Origin of the sequence: Paenibacillus sp. F4, assembly GCF_002894905.1 — a bacterium.
In the GTDB taxonomy this organism is placed as follows: Bacteria; Bacillota; Bacilli; order Paenibacillales; family Paenibacillaceae; genus Paenibacillus; species Paenibacillus polymyxa_B.
Genome location: NZ_POVS01000014.1, coordinates 171,466 through 192,146, shown reverse-complemented (window position 1 = coordinate 192,146; position 20,681 = coordinate 171,466). Strand labels below are relative to the sequence as shown.

General features: G+C 47.8%; 23 protein-coding genes. 18 read left to right on the top strand and 5 right to left on the bottom strand.

The window, feature by feature from the left end:
- Positions 1 to 16 precede the first annotated feature (16 nt).
- Positions 17 to 457: an SH3 domain-containing protein gene (locus C1T21_RS16105; RefSeq protein ID WP_103048960.1), complete on the bottom strand. Its 441-nt coding sequence runs from the start codon at positions 455 to 457 to the stop codon at positions 17 to 19.
- Positions 458 to 771: 314 nt separating this feature from the next.
- Between C1T21_RS16105 and C1T21_RS27365 the strand changes: the two genes are divergently transcribed.
- From C1T21_RS27365 to C1T21_RS16095, 3 genes are all read left to right on the top strand, one after another.
- Positions 772 to 927, top strand: coding sequence for a hypothetical protein (locus C1T21_RS27365; RefSeq protein ID WP_180984599.1), 156 nt, complete (start codon positions 772 to 774; stop codon positions 925 to 927).
- A 223-nt stretch (positions 928 to 1,150) separates the two neighbouring features.
- Positions 1,151 to 1,918 (top strand): hypothetical protein, encoded by a 768-nt coding sequence (locus tag C1T21_RS16100; RefSeq protein WP_103048959.1) that lies wholly within the window; start codon positions 1,151 to 1,153, stop codon positions 1,916 to 1,918.
- Between the two features lie 71 nt (positions 1,919 to 1,989).
- Positions 1,990 to 2,973 (top strand): helix-turn-helix transcriptional regulator, encoded by a 984-nt coding sequence (locus C1T21_RS16095; protein ID WP_103048958.1) that lies wholly within the window; start codon positions 1,990 to 1,992, stop codon positions 2,971 to 2,973.
- Between the two features lie 40 nt (positions 2,974 to 3,013).
- On the opposite strand, the gene C1T21_RS16090 is transcribed toward C1T21_RS16095, so the two are convergent.
- The 4 genes from C1T21_RS16090 to C1T21_RS16075 form a co-directional block, all read right to left on the bottom strand.
- Complete coding sequence (locus C1T21_RS16090; protein ID WP_023987369.1) at positions 3,014 to 3,685, bottom strand: 3'-5' exonuclease; 672 nt, start codon at positions 3,683 to 3,685, stop codon at positions 3,014 to 3,016.
- 243 nt (positions 3,686 to 3,928) lie between these two features.
- Positions 3,929 to 5,830, bottom strand: a complete 1,902-nt coding sequence (locus C1T21_RS16085) for a 5'-nucleotidase C-terminal domain-containing protein (protein ID WP_103048957.1) — start codon at positions 5,828 to 5,830, stop codon at positions 3,929 to 3,931.
- 194 nt (positions 5,831 to 6,024) lie between these two features.
- A complete protein-coding gene (locus tag C1T21_RS16080) occupies positions 6,025 to 6,450 on the bottom strand; it encodes an ImmA/IrrE family metallo-endopeptidase (RefSeq protein ID WP_103048956.1) in 426 nt (141 codons plus the stop codon).
- Between the two features lie 11 nt (positions 6,451 to 6,461).
- Positions 6,462 to 6,935 carry a helix-turn-helix domain-containing protein gene (locus tag C1T21_RS16075; RefSeq protein ID WP_103048955.1) on the bottom strand — a complete coding sequence of 158 codons (474 nt, stop codon included), beginning with the start codon at positions 6,933 to 6,935 and terminating at the stop codon, positions 6,462 to 6,464.
- Positions 6,936 to 7,267: 332 nt separating this feature from the next.
- On the opposite strand from C1T21_RS16075, the gene C1T21_RS16070 reads away from it, so the two are divergent.
- From C1T21_RS16070 to C1T21_RS16005, 15 genes are all read left to right on the top strand, one after another.
- Complete coding sequence (locus C1T21_RS16070; protein WP_103048954.1) at positions 7,268 to 7,744, top strand: ArpU family phage packaging/lysis transcriptional regulator; 477 nt, start codon at positions 7,268 to 7,270, stop codon at positions 7,742 to 7,744.
- A 362-nt stretch (positions 7,745 to 8,106) separates the two neighbouring features.
- Positions 8,107 to 9,075, top strand: a complete 969-nt coding sequence (locus C1T21_RS16065; protein WP_103048953.1) for a hypothetical protein — start codon at positions 8,107 to 8,109, stop codon at positions 9,073 to 9,075.
- A 10-nt stretch (positions 9,076 to 9,085) separates the two neighbouring features.
- A complete protein-coding gene (locus C1T21_RS16060; RefSeq protein ID WP_028543149.1) occupies positions 9,086 to 9,304 on the top strand; it encodes a YqzN/YkzM domain-containing protein in 219 nt (72 codons plus the stop codon).
- Between the two features lie 2 nt (positions 9,305 to 9,306).
- A complete protein-coding gene (locus tag C1T21_RS16055) occupies positions 9,307 to 10,773 on the top strand; it encodes a phage tail sheath family protein (protein ID WP_103048952.1) in 1,467 nt (488 codons plus the stop codon).
- A gap of 122 nt (positions 10,774 to 10,895) precedes the next feature.
- Positions 10,896 to 11,303: a phage tail tube protein gene (locus tag C1T21_RS16050; protein WP_013309122.1), complete on the top strand. Its 408-nt coding sequence runs from the start codon at positions 10,896 to 10,898 to the stop codon at positions 11,301 to 11,303.
- A gap of 76 nt (positions 11,304 to 11,379) precedes the next feature.
- Positions 11,380 to 11,814 carry a phage tail assembly chaperone gene (locus C1T21_RS16045; RefSeq protein WP_007429164.1) on the top strand — a complete coding sequence of 145 codons (435 nt, stop codon included), beginning with the start codon at positions 11,380 to 11,382 and terminating at the stop codon, positions 11,812 to 11,814.
- 23 nt (positions 11,815 to 11,837) lie between these two features.
- Complete coding sequence (locus C1T21_RS28035) at positions 11,838 to 11,969, top strand: hypothetical protein (protein ID WP_258012487.1); 132 nt, start codon at positions 11,838 to 11,840, stop codon at positions 11,967 to 11,969.
- Between the two features lie 21 nt (positions 11,970 to 11,990).
- Positions 11,991 to 13,766, top strand: a complete 1,776-nt coding sequence (locus tag C1T21_RS16040; protein WP_103048951.1) for a hypothetical protein — start codon at positions 11,991 to 11,993, stop codon at positions 13,764 to 13,766.
- 36 nt (positions 13,767 to 13,802) lie between these two features.
- A complete protein-coding gene (locus C1T21_RS16035) occupies positions 13,803 to 14,447 on the top strand; it encodes a LysM peptidoglycan-binding domain-containing protein (RefSeq protein WP_061830304.1) in 645 nt (214 codons plus the stop codon).
- Positions 14,444 to 15,421, top strand: coding sequence for an XkdQ/YqbQ family protein (locus C1T21_RS16030; protein WP_053324821.1), 978 nt, complete (start codon positions 14,444 to 14,446; stop codon positions 15,419 to 15,421). The genes C1T21_RS16035 and C1T21_RS16030 overlap by 4 nt, the downstream gene beginning before the upstream one ends.
- A complete protein-coding gene (locus C1T21_RS16025) occupies positions 15,414 to 15,821 on the top strand; it encodes a hypothetical protein (protein ID WP_014280222.1) in 408 nt (135 codons plus the stop codon). Before C1T21_RS16030 ends, C1T21_RS16025 begins: the two co-directional genes overlap by 8 nt.
- Positions 15,814 to 16,278: a DUF2634 domain-containing protein gene (locus C1T21_RS16020; protein WP_103048950.1), complete on the top strand. Its 465-nt coding sequence runs from the start codon at positions 15,814 to 15,816 to the stop codon at positions 16,276 to 16,278. Before C1T21_RS16025 ends, C1T21_RS16020 begins: the two co-directional genes overlap by 8 nt.
- Entirely contained in the window at positions 16,278 to 17,429 is a 1,152-nt protein-coding gene (locus C1T21_RS16015; RefSeq protein ID WP_103048949.1) for a baseplate J/gp47 family protein, read from the top strand. Before C1T21_RS16020 ends, C1T21_RS16015 begins: the two co-directional genes overlap by 1 nt.
- Positions 17,422 to 18,096: a YmfQ family protein gene (locus C1T21_RS16010; RefSeq protein ID WP_103048948.1), complete on the top strand. Its 675-nt coding sequence runs from the start codon at positions 17,422 to 17,424 to the stop codon at positions 18,094 to 18,096. The genes C1T21_RS16015 and C1T21_RS16010 overlap by 8 nt, the downstream gene beginning before the upstream one ends.
- Before the next feature lies 1 nt (position 18,097).
- Complete coding sequence (locus C1T21_RS16005; RefSeq protein ID WP_103048947.1) at positions 18,098 to 20,671, top strand: hypothetical protein; 2,574 nt, start codon at positions 18,098 to 18,100, stop codon at positions 20,669 to 20,671.
- The last annotated feature ends 10 nt before the right edge of the window (positions 20,672 to 20,681 follow it).

Here is a 20,681-nt window from a genome sequence, read left to right as displayed (position 1 = left end):
TCATCCTTTCAGGCAGTTAGTATCTTCCCGAACGTCGACGCATCCCGTAACGCAACAGTCGGATACCGATAAAATAACCGGCCAGCAGAATTATAGCTGTGATGATGAGCATTTTATTTCGGTGTGAAGCCTGATCGCGCTGGGTTTGAAGATTTTTTAATTCTGTGACAGTGTCAGTCAGCTTGCGGTTTTGCTCTAGTAATTGGGCGTTTTGCTCTTGATAGGCTTCTAAGCTGTTACGGGCCTTTTTCAGATCCTCCTGTGTTTGTCGGTAGCTTTCCTTGAGCTGATATACATCACCGGGCAACCGCGAAAATTGCTCGAAGCCTTGGTACACATCATCCCAGTAAGCAGCATGTACTTCGGGTACACGAGTTATCCCAAAAATAAACAAAAGTGCTATAGCAGCGCAGACAATGCGGCGGTACAAAGCAAAACGATACGTTGTTCGTGCCAAGAGATGTTCCCCCTTTTGATAAACCAAGATGTTAGATGATATAGATCATTACCCATATGACATGGTTACGTATAATATAACGATTCGGATGCAGATTTTAGAATAAACGGACGACAAATATGAAGAAAATGTTCTCAAAAAAAGTCGATATATGAGTTTAAGTGTACCTTAAAACGGGTATATCAAGGAAGCGGCAACATTCCGGCATTTTTTCCAGCATACGAGTAAAGAACGATCCGCACCTGATCAGGTCTTAAATATGAATATATGAACTGAAATATATTAAAAATTGATATAAAAGGAGATTTTGCAAGATGAATGAGAGAGAACAAAACTATAAAACTTTAAAAATCACTGTAAATGGAAAGCCGTTATCAAAGGATCTCGTCGTAGATAGTACTACTTTTGCCCCAATATCTGATATTTGCACAAAAACGAATGCTTCTTTAACAGAAACTACAATCTCATAAGTTTAAATATAGAAGTAGACTATAATATGGCCCGGCATACGCCGGGCTTTTTTTGCGCATTCATGTAATTCAAATGGTTTAAAATGTTATTTACCAAACTAGGCCCCCCTTCATAAAGATTCCCATGTATAATTTTCACAATCAAACATACGTTCCCTGACAATATAGTGTCAGATAACACTGTTAATTTAGAGTTACATGTTCTTTTAGGGGGAATTTACCAGTGGTGAAGTCAATGCTCAATGTAACGTACACATGGGACAAAGAGTCTATATCTGCGAATGGGTCCAAACAAGTAAATCTACTGATAGAATGGGGCTATGGAGCTATACGTAAAAGAAAAGGAAATCTAATAACGAAAGCAGCGGGATGTGACCTTCAACTCCAGTTCATTCCAGAAAACGGGGTAAGTCTATTAAAAGCTGAAGGGGTAAGGCTCGGTTTTAAACGCTCGGAAAACGGAGATAGCATGTTTGTTCACTGTGGTGATGTACGGCGGGGAAAATATAGACAGGCTATTTTGACGTTTTCTATACCGGCTCACTCGTCCGGAAGACATACGATTGGAATGATGGAGTGGAGCTGGCGCAAGCCATCGCAGGAAAAGCGAACGCTGATCCGGACAGACCAGCTCTACATCCATTTTACGCATCATCTTGGTCTGCTGAGCATTCCATCCAACCCGAAGGTGGAAAAATACATAAAGCTGAATGAGACGTCCCCTATTGTAAAAAAGGCATTGCGTATGTACGAGAAAGGGGAATATGAGCAAGGGGCGTTCATCCTTACCAGACAAGCAGATGAATTACTTATACGTGCAGCAAGAAGCGATGATATGGACTATCTGCAGGAAGCCGAGTTGCTTCTGGCTATACGTAATAAATGGAGTGGTACTTTTGTATCATTTACAGCGTATAGTTCTAAAGTCTTTTTCAATAAGGCGATATCGCTAGAAGATGTTCGTTTTACTGAAAATGATACTTTGAGATAGGCAATTATGCTAGTTTATTTGTGTAATATAGTGAGTCTAATTTACTATCTTTTTGTAAAGGAGAGACTTCCTTGACTGATCGGTTGATACGTTTAATGCGGATTATTACTATTGTTCAGGCAAATCCAGGGATATTGGCAAGAGAGCTTGCCGAACGTTGTGAAACATCAGAACGTACCATATACCGAGATATGGAGGCGCTAAGCGCTATGCATATACCGATTGCGAATATGGGGCATGGCAAGGGGTACATTTTTATTAGCAATTTTGCTTTGTATCCTCTGAATTGGACGGAAGAAGAGGCAGAGGCTTTTACTAAGCTGGGAGAGATTATGGACACGGTAAAGCCTCTTTTACCGCCAGCTTTTGAAAGTGCTTATGAGAAAGTGATGGCCTCTAGTCAGAAAAAAAAGATGGACCAGACGAGCTTCGCGCAGGAAATGAAAAATATTGTCCGGCTCGGCTCGACACTTGATCGGGAAAACCAGCCCTATCTGCTCAGGCTGATTGTTTTAGCGAGTCTTACGCAGCAGACGATTGAAGCGGAATACAGCTCGCCTCAAAATGAAGATGTATCACTAGTTCAGGTGGATCCTTATTGTTTGGTTCCGCAGGATCGGCGATTCTATATGCTTGGTTTTTGTCACAAGCAATCCGCGATGAGAACCTTTCGGATCAGTCGATTTCGGAACATGAGAATTTTGCCGTATACGTTTCAAAAAAATACAACTGAAATGGAAATGTTTTTTAAAGGGACCTGGTCGGTGACCAAAGGAAATCAGAATATCCGGTTTGTGGTACGTTTTTCTGCCGAGTCTGTATATCGGGTCAAAGAAGAGGAGCTGTTCATCAAGCCTTTTCTTAGGGATTTGCCGGATGGAAGTTTGTTGTTTGAGGTGACGGTCAATCATGACCGTGAATTTTTGGATTGGCTCACTTCCTATGGAGCTGAGGCCGAGATCCTGGAGCCTTTACGGTACCGCAAACGAATGCAAGAAATGCTGCGGACCTGGGGGACATTCTATTTCGATAAAAAGGCAGGAAATCAAGAATAACAGGGGGAGATCCCCCGGAACGGGCCGGGGAGCTATCCGCTTAACGGTCCTTAAACAGGTTGGCGAGATTGCCAAAAGGACTGTACTGCTCCTGTTCTTCTTCTGGTGAGGAGTAGACGAGCTTCGATCCACGGCTTTCCTCATCGTCAGCAGCATTATGAACTAATGTAATACGATCAAAATGGTACATGAAAACCTGAGCGGTGTTCACGGCATCATCCAGTGCCCGGTGTTGTTGACCATCAAAGTCAATGTTGCACAATTCCAGCGCTTGAGACAGGCTCAACTGACGGTACTTTCCATTGGAACTAAACAGACGGGAAATCTGCTTCTGTATATCATTTGTATTATGAATCCATCCGAGATCTACATGATGGGTACGACAATGGGATACCAGCTTCTGACGGTCATCCGGGCCCCATGCGCATAAATAATAAGGGGAATCCGTACCGAGCCAGGCTATGAATTGCTTCACAGCTTCAGGGAATAGTGGGGCGGCATCAATGTCTCGTTGAGTAATACCCGTGAACTGAACGGTATCTGTAGAGAGTACAGGCCGATTCGAGGGTCTTACAAAACTATGAAACGTATCCGCAACGTATAGGCCATCGTCTCCCTGAACAACTTTGACGGCACCAATATCAATGATTTCGGAGGAATATCTGGCGTTGCGGCTAACAGTAAATTCAAGATCGTAAATAATGTATTGCATTTCTGGACTCCTTCCACACATATAACTGATCCCGATGGGTATCGGGACGAATGTTCTCTGCCCGAATGACTCTTCTCCATCATACCTCTCGGTTCACAACTTGTCAGCGGTTAAAAGGTTTGCTTTTTAAAAAAATATGCGATGTCCAAATGAGCTTGGACTATCGCATATCTAAAAACGCCTGACATACAGCAGCATCCGAAACCACTAGGATTCCGGACGCTGCTTTTGCTAGCTATTGAATTAGGCCGGGAGGTCTAACTTTTGTCCCGGATAAATGCGGTGAGGATTCTTCAACTTATTCAACTGCTGAAGCTGTTGCCAGGTGGTACCATGTTTGCGGGAAATGTCATACAGCGTATCCCCGGATTTTACAACATATACATGGCTATTTGTAACTTGTGCAGAATTCGATGTCTGCTGTGGCTTGGCTGTTTGAGACTTTGCCGGCGCCGGTTTTGCGGGTGCTGGTTTCGCAGCCGGTGTAGGGTCGGATTGCGGTTTTTCCTGCACAGGTGCGGGTGTTGCGGTTGAAGCAGATGGCGCAGCTTGTGTGGCAGGGACAGAAGTTTTACCATCAGCCTTGGCTTCTTGAATACGACCGTCCGCTTGCACTTGCAGGCTGGCGGAGCCCACCTTTTGCATGTAGCGGATTAACGCCTCATCAAGCGAGCCGAACATACCTGCCTGTGGATATTTAGCGAACATCGTATATTGGTCACCACCTACAGCAGTAAAATCATTAGTGGCCAGTGTGTATGTTGCCTCAGGATCAAGTGGCTTTCCGCCGATCAGAATGGAATGAACACGGCTGCCTTTGGCTGCTGATGTGTCTATTTTGAACGTGATACCTGATACCTGTGGGAAACCTCCGCTTGGCTCTGGATAGGAGGCTGTACCATTTTCCAGTGCGGCCTGAATGTCAGAGCCTTTCACTTTCAGGGTAACGATCTGGTTGCCGAAGGGCAGCACAGTGATGATGTCTCCCTTGGTTACCGTCCCCGTCTTGATGGAGGCCCGGATGCCGCCACCGTTCGTTAAAGCCACGTCTGCTCCTGAAACATCACGCATAGCATCGGTGAGCAGGTCGCCGAGATTGGTTTCACTTGCACGTACCTTTTCGCGTGCTCCTTCCAGATCCACACTTGTTTGCGTTACAACCTCTTTAAGAATAGGTTCCTGGTCCTTTTGAATGGAGGCGATCAATGCAGCAATCTCAGCGTTGGGCTGAACGTCGACTGCTTGAGTCGAATCAATTAGCTTGGCTTGCTTTTGCGTAACCTTACCGCCGTCGACCCATAAGTCCACAACACCCAGATACTTGGTATATTCACCTGCGCTAGCGATCAATGTACCATTGTCACTAACCAAGCCTTTTTCCAGTACGGTGTGGCTGTGTCCATCGATGAAAATATCAATGCCAGGCACTTCCTTAACAACCTTGAGGCTGGTGTCCTTACTAGACGCATCCTGCCCCAGGTGACCAAGAACAACAACGACATCTACTTTGCTGCGGATTTCATCAACAGCCGCTTTGGCCTCAGCCGCAGGGTCGGTGAATTGAATACCGTCAACATTTTTGGGATTAGTCTTATATGCCGTTTCTGGCGTAGTCAGGCCGATAATACCGATTTTAACGCCGTCCACTTCTTTAATAACATAGGGTTTGAACAAACGTGTTCCGTCTGTTTGTTTAATATTGGCGCTGAGCACAGGGAACTGAATCTCCTTACTTAGCTCCACAAGATGCTTCCAACCATAATTAAACTCGTGGTTACCCGGAACCATAGCATCATAGCGCAGCTTGTTAATCACTTTCACAATGCTCTCACCGTTAACCAAAGTAGCGAAGGTCGTTCCATGAACGGTATCCCCGTCATCTAGCAGCAGTGTATTGGGATTAGAAGCCCGGTACTGATCAATGATACCCGCCAGCTTGGCGAATCCCATTTCCTTGTCGTTCGCGACCACGTGGGCATGGGTATCGTTCGTATGTAGGATGGTGATGTGTTTACCGCTGACTGGAGCCGTTGCCGTTCCCGCTGTTCCCGCATTGGTTGCTGGGTCTGCTGCTGCTGTGCCGAGACAACCAAGTAGAAGCGCGGCGGTCGTCAGGATCGACGAGAGTTTTTTCCATGAGTTCATGTTGTTCCTTCAACCTCCCATAAAATGAATGAATTAGAGAAACCGCTTACGACCACATTTTATCAGATGATTGTAAAAATAACTTCTATTTTATATCAAAGCACTAAAATTTTTTGATATATCGGTTGTTAAATCCATCGTCTAGTTACCTATATTATAGAGGAAGTAATCAACAGTAGCTTATATGATGGGAACTAATGTTCCGTTTTGTAGTCAAAAAAAAGGGCAGTCTCTTTGGGCAGCCCGATCCGGGGTAAATAGTGATCCAACGTTTCGTCAGCTAGTGGCGGTTTTCCTTCACTCAGCAGAAGTACGGCAAACCGATTGGCCTGCTGTTCAAATTTTCCTGGGGAAAAGTAGGAATGCTCCTCCATAAAAAAGCGGCTGATGCCTTTATGCAGTCGGTCATGTCCCAATTCATGCGCACAGACGAACCGTTCCCATTCGGGTGTGAGGCCATTGTGGATAACGATAAATCTTCTACGCAGCTTGTGGTAATACAGCCCTTTGGTTGTGGGGCCTAGATCGCAGAATCGGATATGGATACCCAGGGCTTTCGCAATGTCGAAGGGGCAGTTGGTACGGTATTTTCGGACAAGTTTGTGAATGAGTTCGTTCATACGCTCACCTGCTATCCCTGATCTTTGCCCGTTCGGGGCTCTTTGGTTTTTTTATGTTTGTTCATCTGCTTGGCTTCCCAGAACAGACCTGTCAGCACATCCTTGATCCGTTGACGGTCTTTTTCATCCAGCGGAATGCCATCGAACATTAATTCGTCGTCTTCCTCCAGCATTTTTTTAAAATCCCGGCGGTCTTTAGGGGTTGCCCATTCTGGCACAGTAGAACGATAAAGTTCATGTGGACTTTGCTCCATTGAATCATCGTCTCCCCAATATCCGGCGGCCTTCATCATTTCGGTATAGGATACGCTAAGCGCGTCCGCTATTTTGCGGAGAGTAGAGGGTTTGGGAATTCCGCGCAGTCCATTTTCAATGCGGGAAATTTGTGAGTTGCTAATACCTGCAGCATCTGCCAATTGGTTGATGCTCCATTGTTTGTGCTCACGCTGCTGTTTTAAGTAAGTTCCGAATGCTGGCTGTTCCACAATGGGGGCTCCTTTCTGCAAGAGAATCATAGATATTAGTTTTATTATACCATTAGGTAAATAGTAAAAGCACGTAATATGCCAAAAGGCATAGGAAAATGAAGCGAATATCCTGTTTTTGGAGGTATACTGCTTTTTTTGACGATGGATACCTATCCTAAATAATGTTATGTTATACTCAAGATACGAACAAAAAGGGGAACAAATTGTAAACACAAGCGTTTTTCTATTTCAGGATTTTGCAAAATTCGATTCCAGTCGCTTCGAAGTGCAAAATCCTCATTTAAAATACATCATTGTCAAAAGGCATAAGATAAGGAGTGTTGCTTTACATGAGAAATAACTTACCCGAATTGGACCGTCGCAAAACGCAGAATGCATTGGAGGGTGTGTTTGAGAAATACCGGATTTATAAAACGATTACTTTTATGGATCGGGAGAGCTTTATTACTGCTGGCTATACGGATCGCCCGAACGGCCCAACGAATGTAACAAGCGATCCAACGGCCCGGACAGCCGTATATAACGTAGATGCTCCTGCCGCCCGCTTGGCCTACTGCGAAATGGTGGATGCCGTAGTGAGTCGCTTGAATGAACGCGAACAGCTGCTCATCCGTGAACGTTATTTAAAGGATGACGATGTGTTTGATTACAAGGTTTACAATTACGTGTTAGATCCGCCAGTCAGCAAGGATACGTATACGAAGCTTCGCACGCGTGCTTTTTACAAAATGGCGCTTGCGCTGGCGGACCAAGGCGTTTTAAATTTGGCAGGCTTGCAGAAGGGCACGGATCGAAAGTTAGGTTAATGTAATAATTATCCACTTGTTCTCGTTTCTATTTTAAAATCGTTTCCTAAAAGGCTTTGATTTCCTGTAATAACAGGGATCAAGGCCTTTTTTCATGACGGGAACACGTGTTCTCTAAAAACCTCCCAACATCATCCCTAGTCTCTGCTTTTATCGTCCATTTCCCCGGCAACGCATTCGTTATTAGGGTGTAAGATTATATCATCGGGAATCAAGACAAGAGGACATACCGAAGACACACACAGTCAAACGTTAGCCGGCCATTAGGGCCGGTTTTTCATGCGGTGATTGTCTCTGTCGGTTCCCGATGAATTCGTTGAATAGAAAGGAGGAGTCGTGTTGCCTAAGCAAGGGATGCTGCAATGCATGAGTACGAGGTTACGCCGGCTGAGAACACGGAAGTGGAAAAAAGCCTGGCTGAACAGCCACAACATGCGAACGCAGGGTACGCAAAGGTGGCATGCCGCAGGATGAGACAAGCCTTTAAGCAAAAGCTCATTGAAATTATTCCAGCGCTGCAAGGGCGTGTATACGATGTTCAGCCACCGTCGCAGACGGCAGAGGAGCCGTATGCTGTTATGGCGCTGGGCGAGGAGATCTGGAAGTCTTCCTGGGCCGGCTATCGGCAGGTTATTCGCATTAAGCTGTACGCAGGACAAGCCGGACTGGCGCAGGCTGATGTATGGGCGAATGCCCTGATTGCCGGGCTGCACCGGGAACCAGTGACAGGTGCAGGTGAGGACACATCGGCTTTTACCGCGCACTATTTGGGCGTGCGGGATGCAGAAAAGCTGGACACTGTTACGGGGAAGGCCTATAGAACGCTGCGTTTTGGCGTGTATGTGCCTGAAACGGAAGGTGGTTCGGCCACTACAGCAAGCGGTGCTGCACAGCCGGAAGAGTGGCTGGCCGCGCTGGTCCGCTGGACGCAGAAGCAACTGGGCGAAACGTGGTCGGTATACGCCGACGCATGGCCCGCACAGCCGGGGCGGCAAGCGGTACTATGGCGGATGAGCGGCTGCGAAACTAGGATGGCGGGAGCCTCCATGTATGAGCTGCGCAAACGGTTCATCGGGCATATTACCGCCCCGGACACCACCGAGGAAAACCGCGCAGCTTCCGTACTGATCGAGGGCTTTGCCGCTCAAATCCAGCTTCCTCTGGATCAGGACAAAGGCCGTTATATGTCTACAGCTGAAGCTTCAGCCGATTTGCAGGCGGATGCCATTTTAGATGGTCAGCTTCGGCTGATGCTGGTACAGCGGCGTATGCGCCCAGCTGAGGAAGCGGCGTTGATTCGCAGAGTGGAAATTCATCCTATTTTGAAATGAGGTGGTCCGAGTGACCTTGGAAAACCATGAGAAGGCCCCGGTACATTCCGGGCAGGAAGCAAGTGGCCCTCGCTATACGCTGGAGGAGCTAAAGGAGCACGCAGAACAATTGTTTTCCGTGAAAGAAGAAGTGCTGGCAGGCGCCTTTTTTGGCACACAGGACAAGCTGTTTACAGTAGCAGAAGCACACACTAAAATCGAACAATTTATGAAAGCGAAGGTGGACTAATTATGGCAGGCGGAACATGGGAAAACACGAATAAACCGGTATTGCCGGGTTTGTATATGAATTTTCAGGCAGCAGCAGCTTCAGCGATTCAAGGTGGGTCGCGTGGTACGGTCGTTGTACCCGTTAAGGCGAATTGGGGCCCTGTACGTGAGTTTGTAGAGATCGGCAGTGAAACGGCAATCAGCCAAATCTTTTCGGGTGACAGTCTGGACGGTGCGACCGCGTATTCGACGCTGTATCTGGCTTTGCTGGGTGGTCCGAAAAAGCTGTTAGCCTACCGTTTGGCAGATGATACAGCTGCTGAAGCATCTTTGACGCTGAAAAGCGGCGGTGCGACCCCGGCGGATGTGCTGCGCCTGAAGGCTCTGTACACAGGTAGCCGCGGTAATGGTTTTGCTGTAACTGTACAGCCTTCTTTGGGTGATGAGCAAGCTCGTGAGGTGCGTCTCTATGAAGGAAGCAAGCTGCTCGGCACGTACAAAGGCAGTGACGGTACGGCTGCCTCCATTGCCAAGGCCATGAATGAGAACAGCGAAAACGTATGGGTGAAGGCCGAGGTTGTCGGCGACGGCGGCATTCCGGTGGATGTCAGCGGCGTACACCTCACTGGCGGCAACAGCGGCAATAGCAAGCTGGTTAATGCCGATTACATCGCGATGCAGGAGGCACTTGAAGGACAGGAATTTAATGTCTTGGCTCTGGATTATGCAGCTGATCTGGCATTGCTGCAAAGCTTTGCTGCCTGGATCAAGCGTGTCCGCGACGAAGGTAAAGGCGTAATCGCTGTATTCGGCGGTTCTGCGGCAGATGATGTGTCCAAAACAGCCGTCAGCTTGGCCTCTGCACGTTCCCTGGCCCTGAACCATGAAGGTATCGTGAACGTCGGTACAGGCGTTCGTCTGGCAGGTACGGACTACAGTTCCGCCCAAACGGCTGCTTATGTAGCCGGGCTGATCGCAGGCCAACGTCTGAATCAATCGGCGACGTATGCCGTTACGCCTTTTGAGGATGTAACCCGCCGCTGGACACGTTCCGAGCAGGAGCAGGCTGTCCGTAACGGTGTCTTCCTGCTGTTCTTCGACGGCCGTCAGGTCAAAGCGCTGCGCGGCATCAACAGCTTGGTGAACCCGTCTGCCGGACAAAACAACGCATGGAAGAAAATCCGTTCCATCCGCGTTATGGACGCTATTAACGCTGACTTGCAGCGTGCAGCCGAAGAGACTTACATCGGCAAAATCAACAACACGGTGGAAGGTCGTCTGGCGCTGATCGGTGCAATCAAAGAATACCTGGCACAGCTGTCGCTGAGCAACGTCATCGAAGCAGATGGCTACGATGTCATTCTCGACCCGGCTTACTACGGCGATGCACCAGTCATCAAACCGGAGCCGGATCAAGTGTTCCTGCAATGGAACGTGAAGCTCACCGACGTGATGGAGCAGCTGTTCGGCACATTTTACGTGCAATAAATAGGTATTTTACGTGCATAAGCATTTCGCAGGCAATCGGCAGAAATGAAGTAGCTTGTTAACAACGAGGATTTTATGAAATCCCGAACTATATTATGGATTATTTTGAGGAGGAAAAAGAAATGTTGGATGCTTCAAGAGTCATTTTAGGTACGTATGGTCAGGCGCATGTGGACGGGGTGTGGCAGACGAATATCAATAAGCTGGAAGCTAGCGTAGAAATGGAAAAACGCGAGCTGAATCTCGTGGGTAACGAGTGGAAGGTGCACAAGCGCGGTATCAAAAAAGGGACGGGAACAATGAGTGGCTACAAGGTCACATCCGATATGATTCGTCGCGGTTTTAACCGTTTTGAGATTATTACAAAATTGGATGATCCAGAAGCCTTCGGACATGAAAGTATTCGTCTCATTCGTTGTACTGCTGACAAAATCCAACTGGCCAACTGGACAGCAGGTGAAGAAGTACAGGAAGAAACGACCTTCACCTTTGAAGGCTATGAGCTTCTTGATCCGATTGTAGCAAACTAAATTGAAAAACGGGGGATGGGATGCTGCCAGGCGTTCCATTCCCCAAATACAAATGAACAATAAGGGAGAATGACTTATGAGCTTGAATGAGAATATGACAGAAGAACAAATTTTGGACAGTCTGTTTGAAGCTGCTGAAAAACTGCCGGAGGAAACGGTTCGTATCAAGCGCCTCGATATGAAAATTGTGCTGCACGGCCTGACCTCCAGTAAGGTGGACAGCATTCGTGAACGCTGCACGATTCGCCGAACCGTGAAGGGTGCTGTAGATGAAAAAGTAGATACTGAAACGTTCAACGCCTTGTTGATTTCGGAAGCTACCGGCAAGCTGGAAGTGAAGGGCTTGTCCCTTAACGGTTGGGGCGATCCTCGGATTACAAGCCGTTTGAAGCTGTCCGGTGGCGAACAGTCCGTCCGCCGTATGCTGCTGGCGGGTGAGCTGGATGCAGTAGGGGATAAGGTGCTGGAACTGTCCGGTTTTGGCGTTGAGATTGCTGACCTAAAAAACTAATCGGCTCCGGGGGAATGACGACGATGCTGTACCACTTGTGGGTTCGGCACCACCTCCGCCCCGGAGACTTTTGGCGGCTTGCCCGCGGCGAGCGTATGCTGCTGCTGGCGTTTGCCGAGCAGGAAATGGATAGCATAGCAGCTTCAAAAGCATAAACAAGGAGGTGAATATGATAGATGGCAGAAGCATTAAATTACCGCATGAACCTTGTGATTGATCCTAAAAACGTCATTAAGGCGAACAGAGAATTGCGCGCAATGGAACGCTATTTTGAGCGGATTCAAGGCCGTGTTTTGAAAATCGGCCGCACTCGCATGGCCCCGGAAATTGTACTGAACGATATGGCTTCCAAAGGCTTGGATAATCTGTTGAACAAGATTAATCGGGTCAAATCCCAGATTATTAACGCCTCGGGTAATGTAAATGTGAAGGTAAATAGCGGCACTGCTAAAGCAGGCCCGGTTAAGTCTGACAATAATCTGGGTACGGTTTTAAAAGCAAATACTACTGCAATAGAGGCCAATACGGCCGCTATTGTAGATTTGAGCACTAAGTTAGGCTCTCTGAAACTCGGTGGTGAGACAAAAGAAGAAGAGCCTAAGGGTTTTTTGGAAAATCTTAAAGATACCCTCGGAGGTGTCAAAAAGTTTGGCGAAGGTATGAAGGGATTTTCTGAATTAAAAACTAAAGGAGCAGCATTTAAAACGGAATGGGGTAAGGTCAAATCAGCAGGAGGAACTACAAGGAGACAAAAAATAGCTAATGGTGCGAAAAAAATATGGGAGAACAGAGCAGAATTAGGCAAGGCTACTGGTGAACTTTTTGAAAGTTTCGGCGGTACTGGAGATATGTTGGAAGGCGGAATGGATTTTTTTAAAGGCGGTAAAGGAGTGATAGGTAACATTATCAGTGGGGGCAGTTCAGTCGTAGATACAGTTTCTAGCGCAGCTTCTAGCATTATAAACCCAAGTAGTGCTGCTGGCGCAGCTGAGGAAGCTGGATCAGGCTTATTTAAGAACTTTTTAAAAGGTGGAGCGAAAAAACTGTTGGGACCTTTAAGCTATGGAATGGATATTGTGAACATCGCAAAGGCTACCTCTGGTAAAGAACGTGCAGAAGCTATCGGCTCCACAGTTGGTGGGACTGCTGGTTCTGCATTAGGCGGAGCTATAGGTTCATTTTTGCTTCCGGGTATTGGTACTGTAGTTGGTTCTACACTTGGGGGTATGGCGGGAGACTTTGTCGGTGGGAAAATTGGTGGATTAGTCTCAGATTATGGTCCAGCCATGATGGACAAAGCGAAGTCCGCTGGTAAATTTCTTGGAGAAAAAGCTTCCCAGGTCACAGGTTGGCTTTCGGATAAGGCTGGAGATTTCGGTAAAGGCTTTTCTGATTTCTTCTCTTTTGGTAAAAAAGATGAACCTAAGAAAGCCCCAGCTAAGCCGCCTGAAGTACCTAAACCAGCAACCTCTAAACCAGCAATCCCACCTCATTCGAATTTAGGTAAGTCATTTGAGCCCTTAACGCCTATGGCTATAAATTATAGTGCTAGTGCAGTTGCAAACGTACCTCAGCAACCAGGTGGAAAAGGCGTCCCTAATCCTTATGGACCGATGGCTATAGCTAACCAGGGAGTCAATCCAAACCCACTACTGAATACTGCAGCTCATGCGAACAATGGAGCCAAAGCTAAAGGCAAAGGTAATGGTAATCCGACACCTCAAGTAGTACAGATCAGTCCTGAACAAATGGGAACACTGTCTGGCTTTTTGAAGGATTTTAAAACGGAAACCACCAACCAATTCAATCTTCCTGCGGGGGCTGTACAAGTCACTGTACATGAGAACAAGCTGGATGTGGATGGGCTTATTACGCAAATTGGCTACCGTCTCAAAGCTGAAATTTTGCGTGCAACGCAGAATACCAAGCCAGCAGGCGCTGGAGCTATGTAATGGAGTAGATGGTAGCAATGGGGAAGGAGGAAAGATATGGAATTTAGTTTGACGGATGGTAAGGGGAAAAAGTTTCAGTTTCCAGTAAACCCTGAGGAAGTGACGATCTCACGGCAAAAGGGATTTGATACAACGACAATTTTATCCTATGGGGAGTTTGACTTCCCACAAGGGGAGAAGGTGAAGGAAATCTCCTTCTCTTCTTTTTTTCCGAAAGAATACAATCCAGCGTATTGCACATACAAAGATATCCCTGACCCTCAGGAGGCCATGAACACGTTGAATGGCTTTTTGTTATCCAAGAACCCACTACGTTTTATTATTACGGAGACAGCCGTGAATGTGCCAGTAATTGTGGCATCTCATAATTCGATCTTTCGCGGCGGCGAGTATGGGGATGTGAATTTTGATCTGTCACTACGGACCTGGAGTGATATGAAAGTTGCCAAAAAAGCTGGCGTCACGGGAAGTAAGGCGGCTGCAGTCAACAAAAAGCCTCGCACAGATATGAAAGAAAAGAAAAAAACATATACGGTTAAGTCCGGGGATTCCTTGTCCAAAATTGCCAAGCTGGAGTTGGGGGACAGTTCGCAATGGAGTCGCATTTATCAGCTTAATAAAAAGGTCATTGGACAAAATCCGAATGCGATTAAACCGGGGCAAAAGCTGGTGCTGTCATGAGCTATAAAGTCATTTTACAGGATAAATATGATTTGTCTCCGCTTGTGGAGAACATTAATTTGAGGGATTCGCTGGAGCAAATCGCCTATCAGGGCACGGTCAATCTGGTCGTTACGCCGGATATGCCCGCCATTTCCCCTGGGATGTCTATTCGGGTTAGCGGAATTCCTTATGGTAAAAAAGATTATGTTCCCTTGTTGTCCCCTGCAGTGATCTGGGAAGTAGAAACCTCTAACAACGGGCTCAAACGTATGACGCTGACGTTGTATGACCGTACAGTGTATTTGGACAAGTCCGAGGATGAATATTTACTTCCTGCCAAGCAGACGGCTACTCAGCGTTTTCAGAAGTATGCTAGGGACTGGAAGCTGAAAATTGCTTCATTGCCAGATACGAAAAAAACGCTGGGACGCGCCGTATACCGCACACAGTCTATCTATTCTATGATGCTGGGAGATCTGCGCGAAACGGCAAAGGCGGGGGGGAAACTGTATCATCCACGGATGATTTCTTCCGGGTTGGAGCTGTACGAGCTGGGAACGAACAAAGATGTGTATGTTTTGGAGAGAGTGACTGATACGACACAGTCCCGTACGCTGGAAGGTGCGGCCACAAGAGTGAAGGTACTGGCTACGGCTGCCAGTGAATCAGGCAATGAGGTACCGTCGAAGGTGATGGCGCTTGAGGAGAAGGACATTGCCAAATATGGGACACTTCAGGTGATCGTACAGGATGACGAGGTCAAGTCTGGTGCAGCAGCACGTGAGTTGGCCAAAAGTAAGTTGAGAGGCATACAGCAAACGATATCAGTAAATGCACCGGATATGAACACGATCCGAGCAGGAGACGCGGTAATGTTAGGCTCCATAAAGTTGTTGGTCATTTCAGTGAGCAGGGAATTAGGCAACCCTGGCAGTATGTCGCTGGAGCTCGGAACGTATGACGATGTAAAAAGGAGGTTTTACCTTGAATAAGGACCCCTATGGGCATTTGGCTACTGCGCTGCAATCTTCATTTCATAAGCACACTAAGCAAGCGCTGAGTGGAGTGGGCGCCGTACTAGGCACGATCACCTCCACGGGACTCAAGCTGGACGATTTTAAACATGAGCTTCAGGATTATCTGGTCGCCGAGCTGCCGGGGCTGCTGTCTGTACCACGTCATATGTATAAAGGCACCTCAACCGCAGTGGAATCGGAAAATTGGGAAGGCAAGGAGCTGAAAACTTCCTTTTATATTGGGGAGGACGAGCTGGAGGATGTGAATCTTAGCTTGAACGAAGGACTCAAGCCCGGAGATCGTGTACTTGCGGTGCGGGTGAATAGCGGCAATGATGTGGTGGTCGTGTGCAAGGTGGTGAGTGGACGTGGCTAATTTATTTCCCGAAACAGATGATATGATCTGGACAGATACTGATATGACCGACCCGGATGTACTGGAGGATAACCGTGCAGTATTTGGGCGAAGCTGGCGGTTTGATTTTGAAGCCGGTGAGTTTGTTATGAGCCCTAGCCGTAAAATCGTGACTACAGGCGAGAAAGAAGCCTGGGTACAGTGGTGTGAAAAAGCGATTCGCACTCCTCGCTACCGGCATGTGATCTATTCACCTGACTATGGTAGCGAGCTGGAGGAGCTGATTGGCAGCAGCTATGGGCACGGTGTGCAGGAAAGTGAAATTAAACGCATGGTCACGGAGGCGTTACTGGCAGATGCACGTACGGCTAGTGTGGATCAGTTTACATTTAGCTGGGAAGGTGAGGCATGCCATTTTAGCTGCCAGATTACGAACGTGCGGGATGAAACGGAAATTGTGGAAAGTGTGGTGATCTAATGGCAGACTTGCCGGAATATTTGGTAGACCAGACGGAAGAGGAAATTTTAAATCGGATGCTGGAAAAAGTGCCTTCGGACATGGATAAGTCCGAGGGCTCTTTTATTTGGGATGCGCAGGCGCCAGTAGCATTTATGCTATCCGAAGCGGCAATCTGGGCGCAGGAGCTGCTACGTCGGGGCTTTGCCAGCACCGCAGCCAGCGATAATCCAGATTTTCGCTCACCTGAGCTGGATTTGCGGACAGCAGAGCATGGGGTGACACGGCGAGAAGCGGTTGCGGCCTCAGGTATGGTTACGTTCACGGGCACGGCGGGAACGACCGTCCCAGCTGGAACGTTGGTGGCGACTCCGGCAGATGATGTATCCGGGGAAGCTTCTATTGAGTATGCGACCACGGCTTCGGTCACGCTGGATGAACAAGGTGCCGGGGAAGCGGCTATTCGGGCGGTCAACCCCGGGCGCAGCGGTAACGTGCCTGCGGGTGTCATCCAGGTGATGGCAACCCCGGTTAGCGGGGTTGCCTCTGTGATCAATACGGAGGAAACAAAAAGCGGTACAGACGTTGAGAGCGACCAGCTGTTGCTGGAGCGTTTTTATGCCAAGGTACGGAACCAAGGCACAAGCGGCAACAAGGCGCAGTATACCCAGTGGGCGAATGAGATCGCTGGAGTTGGAGGCGTAGAAGTTGTTCCGCTCTGGAAAGGGCCGGGAACAGTGGGGTTATATGTGCTGGACACGGATAAACGCGCGGCCAGCCCGGATATCGTCGCTGCGGTGCAAAAATATATTGATCCGACCCAGGATGGGCAAGGAGAAGGGCTAGCACCAGCGGGCCCTGTGGTGACGATCATGCCAGCGGCAGAAGTGGAGATTAACATCTCAGTCAAGGTACAGCGTACCAAAGAGAAGCCGTCCACACTGGATGAAATCAAAAAGCTGATCGAAAGCGGTGTGCGGACGTATTTGAAGCAGCTTGCTTTTTACAAGGAAGACCCGTTGGTTCGGTATACCCGGATTTCTGCTGTTTTGCTGGACATTCCGATCATTATTGATTTCTCTGAGCTAAAAATCAATGGACAGAGCAATCAGAATATTGAGATTGGATCAGGTCAGGTGGCAGTGCTGGGGACGGTGAGCGTCAGTGAGTAACAATGGAACGAACAGCTTTGAAGATTTATTGAATAACCCAGACCAGGGAAAACGTGCAAACCGTAGTGACACTTTTGTTAATCGGGTAACTATAGCGGGAGATACAGTGGGCCAAATGAGCAGCGAGCGGGGACGCGAGCTGCTTTCCTATTTGCCTGCCTATTATGAAACCTCACGTGTGATGCGTTCCGATATGGATGCTAAAGGAAGCGAATTGGACGCCTTGTATCTGGCAATGGATGCGACGGTGGGACAGTTTTTTGTACGTACCGCCACATGGGGACTAGAACGCTGGGAAATGGAGCTGGGGATCGAAACCGACCTGGCGAAGCCATTGGACCAACGGCGTGCGGTGGTGGAATCGAAGCTGCGAGGGGCAGGAACTTTTTCCGGCCGGCTTGTAAAAAATGTAGCAGAGGCGTATGACGGTGGTACAGTTGATGTTACCTTTCACCCCGCCGAATGGGGATTCACCGTCAAATTTATCGATACGATCGGGATTCCGCCTAACGTGGAGGATCTTAAAGCAGCCATTGAGGAGATCAAGCCCGCTCACATGGCAGTAGAGTACAAATTACGCTACCTGACCATTGCTGAAGTTGAGTCTATGACTCTCTATGAAAATGAACATACAACACAGGATAGATATTTAGGAGGTGGCGCGTAATATGGCAAGCGAAAAAACACCGAATCTTGGTTTAAATCAAATTGACCGCACATCGCCCAAAACAACGTATTTTGATCTGGAGAAGTATTTGGACCAAAACTGGCGCGCTGTTGATGAATTTGCTGGTGACGTGAATGATGGTGTAAATGAGATCAAGAAGCGTCTGGATACAACAGAGCGTAAGGCGGTGACTTTGGAACCCGGAGTACAGATTGTTCATGCGGAAAAGGCATCGCCGTTTTCGCTGACGGGGCTGAGCGGGCGTATGTTGGTGAATCTGTTGGGGCGCATGGGAGGCTGCGAGACCGTGTCCGAATGGTCCTCGAACGTAGCTATTGCAATTGATAATAATAACAAGACCAATGGTAGTAGCTCGTTTAAAATTACGCTGGGCAGTGCGTCTGCAACTGCGTCTGCAAGTTTTTTGACCACACCTGGACGAAAATATATCGCAATAGCAGACGTGAAAAGTGGTAATACCAGCAAGGTGGCTATATCAATAAATGGTATTGCCAGTGCTGTGGGTAACGAGGTAACTTCTGGCTCTGTTTTTGCGCCGTTGGTTGTACGATTCACGGCGAAGGAATATTTCCACATTGTTACTATCGCAGGCACGGGTGTGACGGGTAATACGTTTAATATGGATAGTGTGCGCGTATACGAGATCAGTGATGCAGATTATGCAGCAGCCGCAAGCCTTACGCCAGCACAGGCCGCAGCTAAGTATCCTTATGTTGATAGTGTAATGCCTGTACGTAATTCGTACGCTATTCGGTACGGCGAAAATCTTCTGCCAAGCTTTTACGAATGGAGCATTGGCAATTCGGGGATAGTCACTTTACAAGGTCCTAACAAAGCGAGTGTTTCAACAAGTGGCTATTCAGGGTCTTTCCCTGTATCTCCTTTGAAGGTGGTAGTTCCTGTTTTGCCAAACACCACCTACACCATTTCTAGCACAGGAGACGGATTGCAGTATATTGAGCGTCGGGACGAAAACGACTTCGACCCAACAGGAGAGGTTATGCCGGGCGTAGTTGCGGTAGGAACTAAAACATTTACAACGTCAATCCAAACTAAATTCCTTTCGGTTAGATTGCGTTATGCTTCTACGGGATCATTCACCCATGAAAATCCTATGCTTAACATAGGCAGCGCAGCTAAACCATTCAAACCACGCGTCGATTCCATGTTGGCGCTGCAAACGGATCTGTACGCCGATCCGGTAACAGGAGCTAATGCGGACGCGGTGTTCGAGCGTGAAGGACAATACTTCAAGTATAAGAATTGGCAGGGCTTGATGTTGGACGGTAATCTTCCTTGGGAATACTTTGACAAAGGGACGGGGTACAAAGTCGTAAGGCTTCCTATCGCAAATGGCCTATCAGATAGAGAACGCGTGTCTAAATATGATGGCAAGCTGATTCCGCATACTTTCCCTGTTTCTGCCGCTGACCAATCTCACCTGAGTGAATCCGCTGGCGTTTTAGGGCTGTCTATCTCAGTCGCGGACAGTGGATGGGCAGATGGATACCAGCCAACACAAGACGATATCAAAGCGTACTTTTTTGGCTACAAGGCATATGACGCTAACACCATCACTCCTGCAAATGCTCAAGCGGCTACAATGGCGACGTGGAGCGGCACAGGAACCAAGTATTGGGTGCAGCGCGTTGGTGCGGCTAATTTTACACAATCCGCACCGCAAACGTCATACACAGGATACACGCCGTACCAACTCGTATACCAACTCGCAACGCCAGTCGTTGAGCCGATTGTTTCCGAAGGACAGCTATCCTTTGTTGAAGGCGATAACCAGGTCGAAGTAGGTTCAGGGATTATATTGCGTGAACGGAGCAATCCCTATCAGGAAGCTAATAAATTTTGGAACATAAATAATGGTACGGCTGGTTGGGAATCGTCAGTTCTCAGTCACAAAGCTTCCAAAATACTAGCGATATACAGAAACAACAAAAATGACAGTAATTCGTGGAATATTACGAATGGTCAGGTCACGAACAGGGGGGCTTTAGCTCAACAGGCTGATTCCAAACACGACATAACAGCAGTCTATACCACCACCTATCTGATGATGGACAAACCTCCTGTCACTCCATTCACAGGATTATACGCAGCCAACGAGAAGACGCTGCTGCTTGACTTGGTGGAGAGCGTGCAGCAGGCTAATGCCCGTGTGTCCGTGGTGGAAAACAAGAAGGCAGAGAAGGATAGTCCTTCATGGATAACGCCAACGCTGCTTAATGGGTGGACTAACCACGATGTAACCCTAAGTCAAATATCATACCTAAAAGATTCGATGGGGTATGTCCACGTAAAAGGTGTAGCCAAGCCTGGAGTGATCAACACGAATGTATTCCAGTTGCCCATAGGGTATAGACCTTCCCGTTCAATCGTGGCAGTAGCGGCAGCTAATACTGATAGTGGGCATGATGTTTTAGGGCGTGTCAACATTGGTTCTAATGGCAATGTTGCGATACTCGCTATAGACGGCATTACGATAACAAATACAGGTTGGGTCAGCCTTGATAGCCTACCGCCATTTTTGGCAGAAAAGTAGAGGGGGGTAC